We start from the raw sequence: 14,689 nt of genomic DNA, 5'->3' as shown, positions 1-14,689 counted from the left end.
CCATCGTGTTGATGGTGTTCTTCAGCTCCAGGATCTCGCCCTTGACGTCCACCGTGATCTTCTTGGACAGGTCGCCCGCCGCCACCGCCTTGGTCACGTCGGCGATGTTGCGCACCTGGGCCGTCAGGTTGCCGGCCATGGAGTTCACCGAATCGGTCAGATCCTTCCAGGTGCCGGCCACGCCCTGCACGTCGGCCTGGCCGCCCAGCTTGCCCTCGGTGCCCACCTCCCGGGCCACGCGGGTCACTTCCGAAGCGAACGAGCGCAGCTGGTCCACCATCGTGTTGATGGTGTTCTTCAGCTCCAGGATCTCGCCCTTCACATCCACGGTGATCTTCTTGGACAGGTCGCCGGCCGCCACGGCGGTCGTCACGTCCGCGATGTTGCGCACCTGGGCCGTGAGGTTCGACGCCATGAAGTTCACGGAGTCGGTCAGGTCCTTCCAGGTGCCGGCCACGCCCTGCACGTCGGCCTGGCCACCCAGCTTGCCCTCGGTGCCCACCTCACGGGCCACGCGGGTCACTTCCGAAGCGAACGAGGAGAGCTGGTCCACCATCGTGTTGATGGTGTTCTTCAGCTCCAGGATCTCGCCCTTGACGTCCACCGTGATCTTCTTGGACAGGTCGCCCGCCGCCACCGCCTTGGTCACGTCGGCGATGTTGCGCACCTGGGCCGTCAGGTTGCCGGCCATGAAGTTCACGTTGTCGGTCAGGTCCTTCCAGGTGCCGGCCACGCCCTGCACGTCGGCCTGGCCGCCCAGCTTGCCCTCGGTGCCCACCTCCCGGGCCACGCGGGTCACTTCCGAGGCGAAGGAGCGCAGCTGGTCCACCATCGTGTTGATGGTGTTCTTCAGCTCCAGGATCTCGCCCTTCACGTCCACCGTGATCTTCTTGGACAGGTCCCCGGCCGCCACCGCGGTCGTCACCTCGGCGATGTTCCGGACCTGGGCCGTCAGGTTGCCGGCCATGGAGTTCACCGAATCGGTCAAATCCTTCCAGGTGCCGGCCACGCCCTGCACGTCGGCCTGGCCGCCCAGCTTGCCCTCGGTGCCCACTTCGCGGGCCACGCGGGTCACCTCCGAAGCGAACGAGCGCAGCTGGTCCACCATCGTGTTGATGGTGTTCTTCAGCTCCAGGATCTCGCCCTTCACGTCCACCGTGATCTTCTTGGACAGGTCACCGGCCGCCACAGCGGTCGTCACCTCGGCGATGTTCCGCACCTGGGCCGTGAGGTTCGAGCCCATCGAGTTCACCGAGTCGGTCAGGTCTTTCCAGGTGCCGGCCACGCCCTGCACGTCGGCCTGGCCGCCCAGCTTGCCCTCGGTACCCACCTCGCGGGCCACGCGCGTCACCTCCGAGGCGAACGAGGAGAGCTGGTCCACCATCGTGTTGATGGTGTTCTTCAGCTCCAGGATCTCGCCCTTGACGTCCACCGTGATCTTCTTGGACAGGTCGCCCGCCGCCACGGCGGTCGTCACCTCGGCGATGTTCCGCACCTGCGATGTCAGGTTCGACGCCATGAAGTTCACGGAGTCGGTCAGGTCCTTCCAGGTGCCGGCCACGCCCTGCACGTCGGCCTGGCCGCCCAGCTTGCCCTCGGTGCCCACCTCGCGCGCCACGCGAGTCACTTCCGCCGCGAAGGTGCCCAGCTGCTGCACCATCTTGTTGATGATCATCGCGGTGCGCAGGAACTCGCCTTCCAGAGGCCGGCCATCGGCCTCCAGCGCCATCGATTTCGACAGGTCGCCCTGCGCGACCGCGCCGATCACCCGTGCCACTTCGGACGTGGGGTGCACCAGGTCGGCAATCAGCGAGTTGATGGAGTCGGCGCTGTCGCGCCAGAACCCGCTGGCATGCGGCATCTGGGCGCGTTCCTTCAGCTTGCCCTCCTTGCCCACCACGCGCGAGAGCCTGGCCAGCTCCTGGGAGATGCGCACGTTCTCGGCCACGACATCGTTGAAGGCATCGGCCACCTTGCCGAACACGCCCGGCCAGTCCGGCGGAAGCTGCGCCTTGGCATTGCCCTTCCTCAGGTCCGTCAGGCCCTTGAGCAGCGCCCGGCTGTTCTCGCTGGTGACATCCAGCTCGTCGACCAGCAGGTTGATGGCGGCGACGTTGTCTTGCCAGAAACCGGTGAGCTTCTCGTCCACCAGCCGCCGGCCGGCCTTGCCGCCAAGCCGCGAGACGGTTTCGAGCGACTTGAGCTTGTGCGTGGTTCGCGCGGCCTGCGCAGTGAGCTCGTTGAACTCCGCGGCGATCTTGCCGTACACGCCTTTCCAATCCGTGGGCAGCGACACGCCCGTGTCCCCGCGCCGGAACGCGCCGAGCGCGTTCAACACCAGCCGCAGCTCGCCCTCGCGCTGCTCAGTCGTCGGGAGTTTTGCCAGTACTTCCATGTGATCCCCATGCGTCAACACCCGTCACCCGGACGGGCGGTTGCGCAGCGTAATGATTTGCGACGGATGAGGCAACCTCCTCCGCCTTGGAACGGCCCGCTGAGCCAATGCCGGCGCGGGTTGTAGGAGGGCGCCTACGAGAAATGGGCCCTGCGTACTACATGGACAGAAGCTTAGCGCAGGGCCGGGGTGCACGACGAACCGCAGCCGCCGGTAACCACCGGGTGTTCGTTGGAGCGACCTTTTTCACGAGGGTGGGGACATGGACGCCCAGAAATCGGAAAAGCCGCCCAGGGGCGGCCTTTCAGAGATGGTCGCCGGTCAGTTCAGCGGCGTCTTCTTGCCGTCCTTGTAGACGTACAGGGTCATGGCGGGGTTCTTCAGTTCGCCGTTCGGCTCGAAGGCGATGTTGGCCGTGACACCCTTGAAGCTGGTCTCGATCAGCTTGGGCATGTAGACCTTGGGATCGGCGGAATTGGCGCGCTTCATGGCATCGACCAGCACGAACGTGGCGTCGTAGGTGTACGGGCTGTACACCTGGAACTGGCCCGGGAACTTGGCGTCGTACTTCTTCTTCCATGCTTCGCCGCCCGGCATCTTGGCCAGCGAGGCGCCGCCTTCGGCGCACACCACGTTTGTCAGGGTCTTGGCGCCGGCCGCCAGCTTCGCGATCTCGGACGTGCAGATGCCGTCGCCACCGAAGTACTTGACGTTCGACAGGCCCAGCTGCTCCATCTGACGCAGCATCGGGCCGGCTTGCGGGTCCATGCCGCCGTAGAAGATGCCGTCCGGGTTCTTGGCCTTGATGGCGGTCAGGATCGCCATGAAGTCGGTCGCCTTGTCGGTCGTGAACTGCTCGTCGACGATCTGGATGCCCTTGGACTGTGCAGTCTTCTTGAACACGTCGGCGACGCCCTGGCCGTAGGCCGTGCGGTCATCGATGATCGCGATGCGCTTGAGCTTGAGGGCATCGGCGGCATAGAGCGCCAGCCCCGCGCCGAGCGCGTTGTCGTTGGCGATGATCCGGTAGGTGGTCTTGTAGCCGGGCTTGGTCAGGTTGGGGTTGGTGGCCGCGCCGGTGACGTGCGGGATGCCGCAGTCGTTGTAGACCTTGGACGCCGGGATGGTGGTGCCCGAGTTCAGGTGGCCAACCACGCCGGCCACCTTGGCATCGCACAGCTTCTGGGCCGCGGCGGTGCCTTGCTTCGGGTCGGCCGCATCGTCTTCGGCCTGGATCTCGAAGCGCACCCGCTTGCCGCCAAGGCTGATGTTCTGGCTGTTCAGCTCCTCGATGGCCATGCGGACGCCGTTCTCGTTGTCCTTGCCGTAGTGCGCCTGGGCACCGGACACGGGGGCGACGTGGCCGATGCGGACCACTTGCACGTCCTGCGCGGACGCTGCGCCGCATGCCACGATCGCGGCGGCCACGGTCAACTTGAACTTCATCTGCATAAATCCTCCAGTGCTTGAAAATGGTTGAGATCGAGTCGTTTGCTCAACGGGCGCGACCATATCGCAATTTCCGGACCCGAACCATAGGGGAAAGCCAAGGCGCGGGCGAACACCGCGCCAAGCGCCTCAGCGGCGCGCGGGTGGCGTGGAGCGGGCGGTCAGTTCCTCGGCCAGTGCCTCGGACACCGCGGCCGTCACGGCCGATTCGATCTCCATGCGCAAGGCGGGGGCGAGCTGGCGACTGTGCTCCAGCACGACACTGGCGATGGCTTCCCGCAAGCGGCGGTCCAGCGTGAGATCGACCCGCTGCATGATGCGGTGGACCAGCTGCTCCTCGGCCAGGCGCTCGGCCGCCGTCGGACGGCTCGCGCCCTGCACCACCTCGGTCAGGGTGGGCACGTTGCGGGGCGGGGGGCGCTGCGCCATCAGCGAGCCTCGTGGCGCTGCAGCGCGTAGCCGCGGCTGGCGTAGTGCTTCCAGCGCTGGCGGCCGGCCTGCAGGTCCTGCTCCTGCGCGCCGACCAGCTCGATCAACCGCTCGAACCGCTCGAAGCCGTCCGGCACCCCGGGACCCAGATTCACCAACACCTGGTGGTGCGGCGCGCCGCGCGGCGTGTCGGCCAGCACGATCGGGGTGCGTGCCTGCACGCGATCGGTGGCCGTGGCCCCGTAGCAGTGCGGCACGAACTCCAGTGGTGCGAAAGTCCAGAGCGACACGTCCAGCTCGCGCAGCAGGTCCGGCTCGCCCGTGACCACGACCTGCGCACCGGTCGTCCACGCCTTGCGCAACAGCCGGCACGCATAGGCCAGCTTGTCGGACGTGTTGACGTGGAACGCGATCTCGGTCATCGCTCAGCGCGCGGCCGCCTTGCGTCGCGGGGTCTTGGTCGCGACGGGCGCCGCCGCCTGCATGGACAGGTATTGCAGCAGGAGTCCCACCGGCCGGCCCGTGGAGCCCTTGGCGGCCCCGCCTTTCCAGGCCGTGCCCGCGATGTCGAGGTGCGCCCAGGGGAACTTGCCCGCAAACCGCTGCAGGAACTTGGCGGCGGTGATCGCGCCGCCGGGCCGGCCTGCCACGTTGGCCATGTCGGCGAAATTGGTCTTCAGGCCGTCGCCGTACTCGTCGTCCAGCGGCATGCGCCAGCACAGGTCCAGCGCAGACTCGCCGGCCTGCAGCAGGGCGTCCGCGAGCTGGTCGTCGGAGGCAAACAGTCCGCTGCGCACGCCGCCGAGCGCGATGACGCATGCGCCGGTGAGCGTCGCGATGTCGACCACCGCGGCCGGCTTGAACCGCTCGGCGTACGTGAGCGCGTCGCACAGGATCAGGCGGCCCTCGGCGTCGGTGTTCAGCACCTCGACCGTCTGGCCGCTCATGGTGGTCACCACGTCGCCCGGCTTCATGGCACGGCCGTCCGGCAGGTTCTCGCAGCTGGGAATCAGGCCGACCACGTTGACGGCCGGCCTGAGTTCGCCGAGCGCGCGGAAGACGCCGAGCACGCTGGCCGCGCCGCTCATGTCGAACTTCATCTCATCCATCTCGCCGGCCGGCTTGATGGAGATGCCGCCGCTGTCGAACGTGATGCCCTTGCCCACCAGCACCACCGGCGGCTGCGAAGGTGCCGCGCCCTTGTACTGCAGGACGATGAACCGCAGCGGCTCTTCCGAGCCGCGCGCCACCGCCATGAACGATCCCATGCCCAGGCGCTCCACCTCGCGCGGGCCCAGCACCTCGCAAGTCAGCGCGTGGGCCTTGGCCAGCTTCTTGGCTTCTTCGCCGAGCCGCGTCGGCGTCGCCAGGTTCGGCGGGAGGTTGCCCAGTTCGCGGGCGTATTCGATGCCGGCGGCCGCCGCCCGGGCGGCTTCGAACGTCTGCTTGTGGCCCGGCTGCTGGGCCGGGGTGGCGATGGTCACGCGCTGCAGCTCGCGGCCCTCGGCCTTGGACTTGGTGGCCACGTACACATAGCTCGATTCGGCCGTGGCAGTGACCGCCGCGCGCAGCGCGTCGTCCTGGGCGGCCTCGTGCAGGCAGATGACCAGACGCTTGACGGCCCTGCCCTTCAACGAGGCCATCGCGGCGTGGATCGCGGCCTGCACCCGCTTGCCCGATCCGTCGCCGCCGCCCGCCAGGACCAGGCGGGTGGCGCTGATGCCGTCGGCGCGGTACGCGTGCAGCAGCTTGCCGGGCTTGGTCTCCAGGTCGCCGGCCTTGCGCGCCTCCTGCACCAGCCTGGACAGCGGGTCGGCGCCGCCGGAAGCCTGTTCAGTGACGAGCGCGACGAGCGCATCGCATTTCAGGCGGCACGCCTCGGCCCAGGCGAGGGTCTTGAGTTCGAAGTCCATAATCCCGTGTTTCTCGCGAGTCGCGGTCCGCGCCGATGTTATTCCATTCCACCCTGCGCAAAGAGCTGGCCCGAAGTTTCGGAGCGACGCTGGTCGTGCTGGTCACCATCGTGATGACCATGACACTGATCCGCACCCTGAGCCAGGCCAACCGGGGCAGCGTGAACCCGCAGGAAGTGATGATGGTCATGGGCTACACCGTCCTGGGCTACCTGCCGCCGATCCTCACGCTGTGCCTGTTCATCGCCATCGTCGGCACGCTGTCGCGGATGTACACCGACAGCGAGATGGTGATCTGGTTTTCGGCCGGCCGCGGTCTGTCGTCGCTGCTGCGGCCGCTGTTCGGCTTCGCGTGGCCGATCCTGCTGGGGGTCGCGGTGCTGGCCCTGGTGGTCTGGCCGTGGGCCAACCAGCAGACCCAGGACTTGAAGGACCGTTACGGCAGCCGCGGCGACCTCGAGCGGGTGGCCCCGGGCCAGTTCCAGGAATCGGCGAACGGCAGTCGGGTGTTCTTCCTGGACAAGGACACGCCGGACAACAAGTCGGGCAAGAACATCTTCATCTCGACGGTCGATCGCGGCAAGCAGACCGTGACCTCGGCCCGCAGCGGCCGCGTGGTCACCGAAGGCGACACGCAGTTCCTGCTGCTGTCGAACGGACAGCGTCTGGAGAGCTCCCTGGACGGGCAGCAGTTGCGCATCAGCGAATTCGAGGAGCTGGGCAACAAGGTCGGCTCCACCGACGTCGGCCCGCAGGACAACGTGCCCGCCAAGACGCGCTCCACCCTGTCGCTGGTGCGTGAGCCGACCCGCGCCAACCTCGGCGAGCTCGCCTGGCGGCTGGGCCTGGCGGTGGCCTCCCTGAACTTCGTGGTGATCGCCATCACGGTCTCCAGCGTCAATCCGCGCGCGGGACGCAGCGGCAACCTCGTCTTCGCGCTGTTCGCCTTCATCGTCTATTACAACCTGCTGAACCTCGGTCAGAGCTGGGTGAGCGGCGGCCGGGCCAGTTTCGCGGGGTTCATGATCGTGCTGCACGGCGGCACGCTCGCCCTGGCCCTGCTCTGGCTGGGCAAGCAGCACAACAACTGGGCCTGGCCGGGCTTGCGGCGGCTGCGCCGAGCGAGGCGCGGGAGCGCCGCATGAGGACGATCCGCCGGCTGGTCTACCGCGAGGTGCTGGCCTCTGTCCTGTTCGTCGCCACCGGCTTCCTGGCGCTGTTCTTCTTCTTCGACTTCGTCGACGAACTGCCCAACGTGGGCAAGGGTGTGACGCCCTACCGCCTGACCCAGGCGCTGCTGTACGTGGCGCTGATGATCCCCAGCCACCTGTACGAGCTGATGCCGATCGCCGTGCTGATCGGGACGATCTTCGTCATGGCGCGGCTCGCACAGAGCTCCGAGTACACGATCCTGCGCACCAGCGGTCTCGGGCCCGGCCGGGCGCTGCGGGCCCTGCTGGCGCTGGGACTGCTCTTCACCGTGGTGACCTTCGCCGCCGGCGACTACGCCGCCCCTGCTGCCGACCGTGCGGCGCAGTTGCTGCGCGCGCGCTACCAGGGCCACATCAGCGTGGGACAGACCGGCGCGTGGCTGAAGGAGCGGCAGGACCGGTTCACCTACAACGTCAACGTGGGCGCGCTCACGGGCGACGGCGGCATGCAGTCGGTGCGCATCTTCGAAGCCGACGAGCGCGGCTTCCTGGTCACCCTGCTGCAGGCGCCCAGGGCGACGTTCACCAATGGCGCCTGGGTGCTGCAGCAGGCGCAGCGCACCCGCTTCGATACCGGCGGGAGCACCGCGCACGTGGAGCGATCGGTCCTGCCCGAGCTGCGGTGGACGACGGAGCTCACGCCGGAAATGGTGTCGGTCGCGCTGCTCAAGCCCGACCGGATGAGCACGCTGGACCTGTTCGAGTACATCCAGCACCTCGAGCAGAACGGCCAGACATCGCAGCGCTACGAGATCGAGTTCTGGCGCAAGGTGTTCTATCCGCTCAGCTGCCTGGTGATGGTGGTGCTGGCCTTGCCGTTCGCGTACCTGCATTTCCGCTCCGGCGGCATCACCACGTATGTGTTCGGCGGGGTGCTCATCGGCATCAGCTTCTTCCTGCTGAACAACGTCTTCGGGTACATCGGGAACCTGCGCAACTGGCTGCCATGGCTGACCGCCGCCGCGCCGGGACTGATCTACACCCTGCTGTCGCTGGGCGCCTTCAGCTGGTTGGTGCTGCGCCGATGAGCCGCGGCATCGTCTTGTTCGGCCATGGCTCGCGCGATCCGGCGTGGCGACGGCCGATGGACCTGGTCGCCCAGCGCATCACCGAGCGCTCGCCGGACACGGTCGTCATGTGCGCGTTCCTGGAATTGCAGGTGCCCGACCTGCCGTCGGCCGTGGCGAGCCTGGTGAACCACGGGCTCCGCGACATCACGGTCTTTCCGATGTTCCTCGGCGTGGGCAAGCATGCCCGGGAAGACCTGCCGGTGCTGCTGGCGGACATTCGGAGCCGCCACCCGGAGCTGCAGCTCGCCGTGAGCCGGTCCGTCGGCGAATTGCCGGCCGTGCTGGATCTGCTGGCTGAACAGGCGCTCAAGCCGACCCTTTAGACGAATCGTGCATAATGGATTCAAACAACAGATGAATCCGTCATGAACCTTCACCAGTTCCGGTTTGTCCAGGAAGCCGCGCGCCGCAACCTCAACCTGACGGAAGCGGCCAAGGCGCTCCACACTTCCCAGCCGGGTGTGTCCAAGGCCATCATCGAGCTGGAAGAGGAACTGGGGGTGGAGATCTTCGCCCGCCATGGCAAGCGCCTCAAGCGCATCACCGAACCAGGGCAGCACGTGCTGCGCAGCATCGAGTTGATCATGCGCGAGGTGGGCAATCTCAAGCGCATCGGCGAGCAGTTCAGTGCCCAGGACAGCGGCACGTTGTCCATCGCGACGACGCACACGCAGGCGCGCTACGTGCTGCCGGTGCCGGTGGCACGGCTGCGGGAGGCCTATCCCAAGGTCAACGTGAGCTTGCACCAGGGATCGCCCGACCAGGTGGCGCGCATGCTGCTCGACGAGGTTGCCGAGATCGGCATCGCGACCGAATCGCTGTCCGACTACCAGGACCTGGTCACCCTGCCCTGCTACGAGTGGCAGCACGTGCTGGTGATGCCGCTCGGCCATCCGCTGGCGGCCAAGGAGCGGATCACCCTCGAGGATCTGGCGGCCGAGGCGATCATCACCTACCACCCCTCCTTCACCGGGCGCACCCGCATCGATAACGCGTTCGCGCAGCGCAAGCTGCAGCCGCGCATCGCCCTGGAGGCGATCGACTCCGACGTGATCAAGACCTACGTGCGACTCGGGCTGGGCATCGGGATCGTGGCCGAGATGGCAGTCCGCGATGACGGGCAGAATGCCGATCTGACGGCGCGGCCGCTGGGGTCGCTGTTCGGGCAGAACGTGGCCCGGGTCGCCTTCAAGCGCAGCGCCTATCTCCGCAACTTCGTCTACCACTTTGCCGAACTGCTGTCCGACCGCCTCGACCGCAACCTGATCGCCAAGGCAATGAGCGGGCACATGAACGACTATGAGCTCTGAGACCACCTTCGCCGAGCGCACGCCGACCGTGCAGACCAAGCTGCCGGCCGTCGGCACCACGATCTTCACCGTGATGTCCGCGCTGGCCGCCGAGACCGGTGCCGTCAACCTCGGCCAGGGCTTCCCCGATTTCGAGTGCGACCCCGCGCTCGTGCAGGCCGTCACCGAGGCGATGACACGCGGCCTCAACCAGTATCCGCCGATGACGGGGGTGCCGGCGCTGCGCGAAGCGGTGGCCGGCAAGATCGAAGCCCTGTACGGACGCCGCTACGACCCGGTGGCCGAGATCACCGTGACCGCGGGCGCCACGCAGGCCATCATCACGGCGATCCTGGCCATCGTGCGCCCAGGCGACGAAGTCATCGTGCTGGAGCCGTGCTACGACAGCTACGTCCCGAACATCGAGCTGGCCGGCGGCACGGTGGTGCGCGTGCCCTTGACGGCCGGCACGTTCCGTCCCGACTTCGACCGCATTGCCCAGGCGCTCTCGCCGCGCACGCGCGCCCTGATCATCAACTCGCCGCACAACCCCAGTGGCACCGTGTGGACCCGCGAGGAGATGCTGCGGCTGCAGGAACTGCTGGCACCGACGGACGTGCTCCTGATCAGCGACGAGGTCTACGAGCACATGGTGTTCGACGGTCAACCGCACCAGAGTGCAGCCCGGTTTCCCGGGCTCGCGGCGCGCAGCTTCATCGTGTCCAGCTTCGGCAAGACCTACCACGTGACCGGCTGGAAGGTGGGCTACGTGGCAGCGCCCGCGCCGCTGTCGGCCGAGTTCCGCAAGGTCCACCAGTTCAACGTGTTCACCGTCAACACGCCGGTGCAGCACGGGCTGGCCGCGTACATGGCGCGGCCCGAGCCTTACCTGGAACTGCCCGCGTTCTACCAGCGCAAGCGCGACCTGTTCCGCCAGGGCCTGGCCCGCACTCGTTTCCGGCTCCTGCCCAGCGAGGGCAGCTACTTCCAGTGCGTGGACATCTCGGCCGTCAGCGACATGGGCGAGGCCAACTTCTGCCAGTGGCTCACCCGCGAGATCGGCGTGGCCGCGATCCCGCTGTCCGCCTTCTACGGCAATGGATTCGACCAGCGCGTCGTTCGCTTCTGCTTCGCCAAGAAGGACGAGACCTTGCACACCGCCCTCGAGCGGCTCGCCCGCCTTTAGCCCGGCCGGTGGACCGGTTGATCACAGGATCGCTCGCGACGCCCTGCGCCGGGGAGGGTGGACGATGAACTACTGGTTGATGAAATCCGAACCGGACGAAGTCTCGATCGACGACGCGCTCGCGGCCACGAATGCGACGGTTCCCTGGACCGGCGTGCGCAACTACCAGGCGCGCAACTTCATGCGGGACGCCATGCGCATCGGCGACGGCGTCCTGTTCTACCACTCGAGTTGCGCCGAGCCAGGCGTGGTCGGCATCGCCCGCGTCGCATCGGGGCCCTACCCCGACCCGACGCAGTTCGATCCCCGGTCGCCGTACCACGACCCCGCCTCCCGGCCGGATGCGCCGCGCTGGCTGCTGGTCGACGTGCAGGCGCTGCGCAAGATCGGCCCGATCACGCTGCCACAGTTGCGGTCACGGCCGGAGCTGGACGGGCTGCTGGTCCTGAAGAAGGGCAACCGGCTGTCGATCACGCCCGTGGAGCCGCGCCATTGGGACGCGATCGTCTCCGGCGCCTGACCTGCACTGCCGGTCGATCAAGTGGCCGGAACCCACACCCCGTCGCCGCGCCGGCAAGCCGTCTCGGTCACCTTGCGCCAGCCCTGTGCAGACTGCTCCTCGAAGGAATAGCTGCGGCACTGGCGTCCGCCGCGCACGGGCGCGACCTGCCCCGGCACCACCGCGTATTGCTGCGGGCCGGACGCCCACTGCACGCGCTGGCCGGCGGGTGCGAATTCGAGCACCTGGCCGACACAAGCCTGGTTCTGCGTGTCGATGCGGCGGCCGATCTCGCCGCCCACCAGCACGCCGGTGATCACCCCGCCCACGGTGGCCACCGCTCGCCCGCCCCCGTGTCCGATCTGGTTGCCAAGCACGCCGCCCACGATCCCGCCGAGCACCCGGCCTACCGCCTGGCTTTCGCAGCGCAAGACGCCAGTGCTCGGCACGGCAGGCGCCGCCTGGTAGACCGGCGCGCCCTGCTGCACCACGATCCACGGTGGATACACCACGACTGGCGCGGGCTGGACTGCGACCGGCTGCGCCTTGCACTTGCGCTTCTCCTCGTATTCCCCGTGCTTCCACTTGCGCTCCACCAGGCAGTTGCCGTCCCAGTACTTCTCCTTGTCCTTGTGCTTGCCGTGGTGCCCGTGCCGATGGTGGTCATGATGGTCGTCGTCGTGGGCCAGAGCGGGCTGCACGGCGGCGAGTGTCGTCACAATGGCTGCGAAGAGGATGCGGGGACGGTTCATGGGTGGGTGCGAGGTTCCGGTCGAGCTATAACGCACCAATCATGTCGCCACGTCGACCGGAAGCTCGACAGTTCACGCCCTGTTACGCGCAGGAATGAAAAAGCCGCCCTGGAAGGCGGCTTTGTTCACGGAAGCGCGGGCTTCACTGGTCGCTGGAGATCTCCTCCGGCTCCGGCTTGGCCTTGCCTTCCTTCTTGGGCAGCGGCTGGATGTCCAGCACCACCTCGTCCTTGTCGTCGAGGTCGACCGTCAGGCGGCCACCATCGGTCAACCGCCCGAACAGCAGTTCGTCGGCCAGCGCCCGGCGGATCGTGTCCTGGATCAGGCGCTGCATCGGGCGGGCACCCATGAGCGGATCGAAGCCCTTCTTGGCCAGGTGCTTGCGCAGCTTGTCGGTGAAGGTGACTTCCACCTTCTTCTCGGCCAGCTGCTGCTCCAGGACCAGCAGGAACTTGTCGACCACGCGCAGGATGACCTGCTCGTCCAGCGCCTTGAAGTTCACGATCGCATCGAGGCGGTTGCGGAACTCCGGCGTGAACAGGCGCTTGATGTCGGCCATCTCGTCACCCGACTCGCGCGGGTTGGTGAAGCCGATGGTCGCCTTGTTCATGGTCTCGGCCCCTGCGTTCGTCGTCATGATGATGATGACGTTGCGGAAGTCGGCCTTGCGCCCGTTGTTGTCCGTCAGCGTGCCGTGGTCCATGACCTGCAGCAGCACGTTGAAGATGTCCGGGTGTGCCTTCTCGATCTCATCGAGCAGCAGCACCGCGTGCGGCTTCTTCGTGATCGCCTCGGTCAGCAGCCCGCCCTGGTCGAAGCCGACATAGCCTGGAGGCGCGCCGATCAGGCGCGAGACCGCATGCCGCTCCATGTACTCGGACATGTCGAAGCGGATCAGCTCGATGCCCATGATGTAGGCAAGCTGCTTGGCCGCTTCGGTCTTGCCGACGCCGGTGGGGCCGGAGAACAGGAACGAGCCGATCGGCTTGTCGCCCTTGCCCAGGCCGGAACGCGCCATCTTGACCGCACCCGCCAGCACCTCGAGCGCCTTGTCCTGCCCGAACACCACGCTCTTGAGGTCGCGCTCGATGTTCTGCAGCTTGCCGCGGTCGTCGTTGGACACGTTCGCAGGCGGGATGCGGGCGATCTTGGCCACGATCTCCTCGACCTCGGTCTTGGAAATCGTTTTCTTGCGCTTGGACAGCGGCAGGATCCGCTGGGCCGCGCCGGCCTCGTCGATCACGTCGATCGCCTTGTCCGGCAGGTGCCGGTCGTTGATGTACTTGGCCGAGAGCTCGGCCGCTGCCTGCAGCGCGCCAGCCGCGTACTTGACGCTGTGGTGCTCCTCGAAGCGCGACTTCAGGCCCTTGAGGATCTCCACTGTCTGCTCGACGCTGGGCTCCACGACGTCGACCTTCTGGAAGCGGCGGGACAGGGCCGCGTCCTTCTCGAAGATGCCGCGGTACTCGGTGAACGTGGTCGCGCCGATGCACTTGAGCTGGCCGCTGGAGAGCGCCGGCTTGAGCAGGTTCGACGCGTCCAGCGTGCCGCCCGAGGCCGCACCGGCCCCGATCAGGGTGTGGATCTCGTCGATGAAGAGGATCGCGTTCGGCTTGTCCTTGAGTGACTTGAGCACGCCCTTCAGCCGCTGCTCGAAGTCGCCGCGGTACTTGGTGCCTGCCAGCAGCGCGCCCATGTCCAGCGAGTACACGTTGGACTCGGCCAGGATCTCGGGCACGTCCTTCTGGACGATGCGCCAGGCCAGGCCCTCGGCGATCGCCGTCTTGCCCACGCCCGCCTCGCCGACCAGCAGCGGGTTGTTCTTGCGGCGGCGGCACAGGATCTGGATGACGCGCTCGACCTCGTACTCGCGGCCGATCAGGGGATCGATCTTGCCGTCCTTGGCCTGCTGGTTCAGGTTGACGGTGAACTGCTCGAGCGGAGAAGCCTTCTCGTTCTTCTCGCCGCCCTCCTCGCCGTCGCCGGACGAGGCCTCGCCGCTCTTGGCGGGCTCGGGCGGATCGCTCTTCTTGATCCCGTGCGCGATGAAGTTCACCACGTCCAGCCGGGTCACGCCCTGCTGGTGCAGGTAGTAGACCGCGTGCGAGTCCTTCTCACCGAAGATCGCCACCAGCACGTTCGCGCCGGTGACTTCCTTCTTGCCGTTGCCGGTCGACTGCACGTGCATGATGGCACGCTGGATGACCCGCTGGAATCCCAGCGTGGGTTGGGTGTCGACGTCGTCGGTCCCGGCGACCTGCGGGGTGTTGTCCTTGATGAAGTTGGACAGCGACTTGCGCAGATCGTCAATGTTGGCCGAGCAGGCGCGCAGCACCTCCGCCGCGCTGGGATTGTCCAGCAGGGCGAGCAGCAGGTGTTCCACGGTGATGAACTCGTGGCGCTGCTGGCGTGCCTCCACAAATGCCATGTGGAGGCTGACTTCCAATTCCTGGGCAATCATGAAATTTCCTTCTGCCTTGCTTCCTGATTCAGATT

The 14,689-nt window shown here is 67.0% G+C and carries 13 protein-coding genes; 6 read left to right on the top strand and 7 right to left on the bottom strand.

Annotation, left to right across the window (positions count from 1 at the left end):
- From VFE82_RS12370 to VFE82_RS12350, 5 genes are all read right to left on the bottom strand, one after another.
- A partial coding sequence (locus VFE82_RS12370; RefSeq protein WP_325000620.1) for a HAMP domain-containing protein occupies nt 1-2,395 on the bottom strand: 2,395 nt, incomplete at its 3' end.
- A 321-nt stretch (nt 2,396-2,716) separates the two neighbouring features.
- Nucleotides 2,717-3,847: a branched-chain amino acid ABC transporter substrate-binding protein gene (locus VFE82_RS12365; RefSeq protein ID WP_325000619.1), complete on the bottom strand. Its 1,131-nt coding sequence runs from the start codon at nt 3,845-3,847 to the stop codon at nt 2,717-2,719.
- 126 nt (nt 3,848-3,973) lie between these two features.
- Entirely contained in the window at nt 3,974-4,273 is a 300-nt protein-coding gene (locus tag VFE82_RS12360) for a hypothetical protein (RefSeq protein ID WP_325000618.1), read from the bottom strand.
- On the bottom strand, nt 4,273-4,695 hold the full coding sequence (locus VFE82_RS12355) for a DNA polymerase III subunit chi (RefSeq protein ID WP_325000617.1): 423 nt from the start codon (nt 4,693-4,695) through the stop codon (nt 4,273-4,275). The genes VFE82_RS12360 and VFE82_RS12355 overlap by 1 nt, the downstream gene beginning before the upstream one ends.
- A gap of 3 nt (nt 4,696-4,698) precedes the next feature.
- Nucleotides 4,699-6,186: a leucyl aminopeptidase gene (locus VFE82_RS12350; RefSeq protein ID WP_325000616.1), complete on the bottom strand. Its 1,488-nt coding sequence runs from the start codon at nt 6,184-6,186 to the stop codon at nt 4,699-4,701.
- Nucleotides 6,187-6,221: 35 nt separating this feature from the next.
- On the opposite strand from VFE82_RS12350, the gene lptF reads away from it, so the two are divergent.
- From lptF to VFE82_RS12320, 6 genes are all read left to right on the top strand, one after another.
- A complete protein-coding gene (gene lptF / locus VFE82_RS12345) occupies nt 6,222-7,331 on the top strand; it encodes an LPS export ABC transporter permease LptF (protein WP_325000615.1) in 1,110 nt (369 codons plus the stop codon).
- Nucleotides 7,328-8,425, top strand: coding sequence for an LPS export ABC transporter permease LptG (gene lptG / locus VFE82_RS12340; protein WP_325000614.1), 1,098 nt, complete (start codon nt 7,328-7,330; stop codon nt 8,423-8,425). Before lptF ends, lptG begins: the two co-directional genes overlap by 4 nt.
- Entirely contained in the window at nt 8,422-8,790 is a 369-nt protein-coding gene (locus VFE82_RS12335; RefSeq protein ID WP_325000613.1) for a CbiX/SirB N-terminal domain-containing protein, read from the top strand. The genes lptG and VFE82_RS12335 overlap by 4 nt, the downstream gene beginning before the upstream one ends.
- Nucleotides 8,791-8,832: 42 nt before the next feature.
- Nucleotides 8,833-9,777 carry a CysB family HTH-type transcriptional regulator gene (locus tag VFE82_RS12330; protein WP_325000612.1) on the top strand — a complete coding sequence of 315 codons (945 nt, stop codon included), beginning with the start codon at nt 8,833-8,835 and terminating at the stop codon, nt 9,775-9,777.
- Entirely contained in the window at nt 9,767-10,942 is a 1,176-nt protein-coding gene (locus VFE82_RS12325) for a pyridoxal phosphate-dependent aminotransferase (RefSeq protein WP_325000611.1), read from the top strand. The genes VFE82_RS12330 and VFE82_RS12325 overlap by 11 nt, the downstream gene beginning before the upstream one ends.
- Nucleotides 10,943-11,006: 64 nt before the next feature.
- Nucleotides 11,007-11,462: an EVE domain-containing protein gene (locus VFE82_RS12320; RefSeq protein ID WP_325000610.1), complete on the top strand. Its 456-nt coding sequence runs from the start codon at nt 11,007-11,009 to the stop codon at nt 11,460-11,462.
- A 17-nt stretch (nt 11,463-11,479) separates the two neighbouring features.
- Here the strand turns inward: VFE82_RS12320 and VFE82_RS12315 are convergent, their stop codons facing one another.
- Together VFE82_RS12315 and clpA are read right to left on the bottom strand one after the other, a co-directional pair.
- Nucleotides 11,480-12,193, bottom strand: coding sequence for a glycine zipper 2TM domain-containing protein (locus VFE82_RS12315; protein WP_325000609.1), 714 nt, complete (start codon nt 12,191-12,193; stop codon nt 11,480-11,482).
- 142 nt (nt 12,194-12,335) lie between these two features.
- The gene (gene clpA / locus VFE82_RS12310; RefSeq protein WP_325000608.1) at nt 12,336-14,654 is read right to left on the bottom strand and encodes an ATP-dependent Clp protease ATP-binding subunit ClpA; all 2,319 of its coding nucleotides are present in this window, start codon (nt 14,652-14,654) and stop codon (nt 12,336-12,338) included.
- Between the last annotated feature and the right edge of the window lie 35 nt (nt 14,655-14,689).

The sequence above is a fragment of the Ramlibacter sp. genome (genome assembly GCF_035655895.1).
GTDB lineage: Bacteria > Pseudomonadota > Gammaproteobacteria > Burkholderiales > Burkholderiaceae_C > Ramlibacter.
This window is presented reverse-complemented; position numbering and strand designations above follow the sequence as displayed.

What these genes read in the sequence shown, in the direction of transcription:
- VFE82_RS12365 (WP_325000619.1), bottom strand. Translation starts at nt 3,847, where the DNA reads ATGCAGATGAAGTTCAAGTTGACCGTGGCCGCCGCGATCGTGGCATGC.
- VFE82_RS12360 (WP_325000618.1), bottom strand. Translation starts at nt 4,273, where the DNA reads ATGGCGCAGCGCCCCCCGCCCCGCAACGTGCCCACCCTGACCGAGGTG.
- VFE82_RS12355 (WP_325000617.1), bottom strand. Translation starts at nt 4,695, where the DNA reads ATGACCGAGATCGCGTTCCACGTCAACACGTCCGACAAGCTGGCCTAT.
- VFE82_RS12350 (WP_325000616.1), bottom strand. Translation starts at nt 6,186, where the DNA reads ATGGACTTCGAACTCAAGACCCTCGCCTGGGCCGAGGCGTGCCGCCTG.
- lptF (WP_325000615.1), top strand. Translation starts at nt 6,222, where the DNA reads ATGTTATTCCATTCCACCCTGCGCAAAGAGCTGGCCCGAAGTTTCGGA.
- lptG (WP_325000614.1), top strand. Translation starts at nt 7,328, where the DNA reads ATGAGGACGATCCGCCGGCTGGTCTACCGCGAGGTGCTGGCCTCTGTC.
- VFE82_RS12335 (WP_325000613.1), top strand. Translation starts at nt 8,422, where the DNA reads ATGAGCCGCGGCATCGTCTTGTTCGGCCATGGCTCGCGCGATCCGGCG.
- VFE82_RS12330 (WP_325000612.1), top strand. Translation starts at nt 8,833, where the DNA reads ATGAACCTTCACCAGTTCCGGTTTGTCCAGGAAGCCGCGCGCCGCAAC.
- VFE82_RS12325 (WP_325000611.1), top strand. Translation starts at nt 9,767, where the DNA reads ATGAGCTCTGAGACCACCTTCGCCGAGCGCACGCCGACCGTGCAGACC.
- VFE82_RS12320 (WP_325000610.1), top strand. Translation starts at nt 11,007, where the DNA reads ATGAACTACTGGTTGATGAAATCCGAACCGGACGAAGTCTCGATCGAC.
- VFE82_RS12315 (WP_325000609.1), bottom strand. Translation starts at nt 12,193, where the DNA reads ATGAACCGTCCCCGCATCCTCTTCGCAGCCATTGTGACGACACTCGCC.
- clpA (WP_325000608.1), bottom strand. Translation starts at nt 14,654, where the DNA reads ATGATTGCCCAGGAATTGGAAGTCAGCCTCCACATGGCATTTGTGGAG.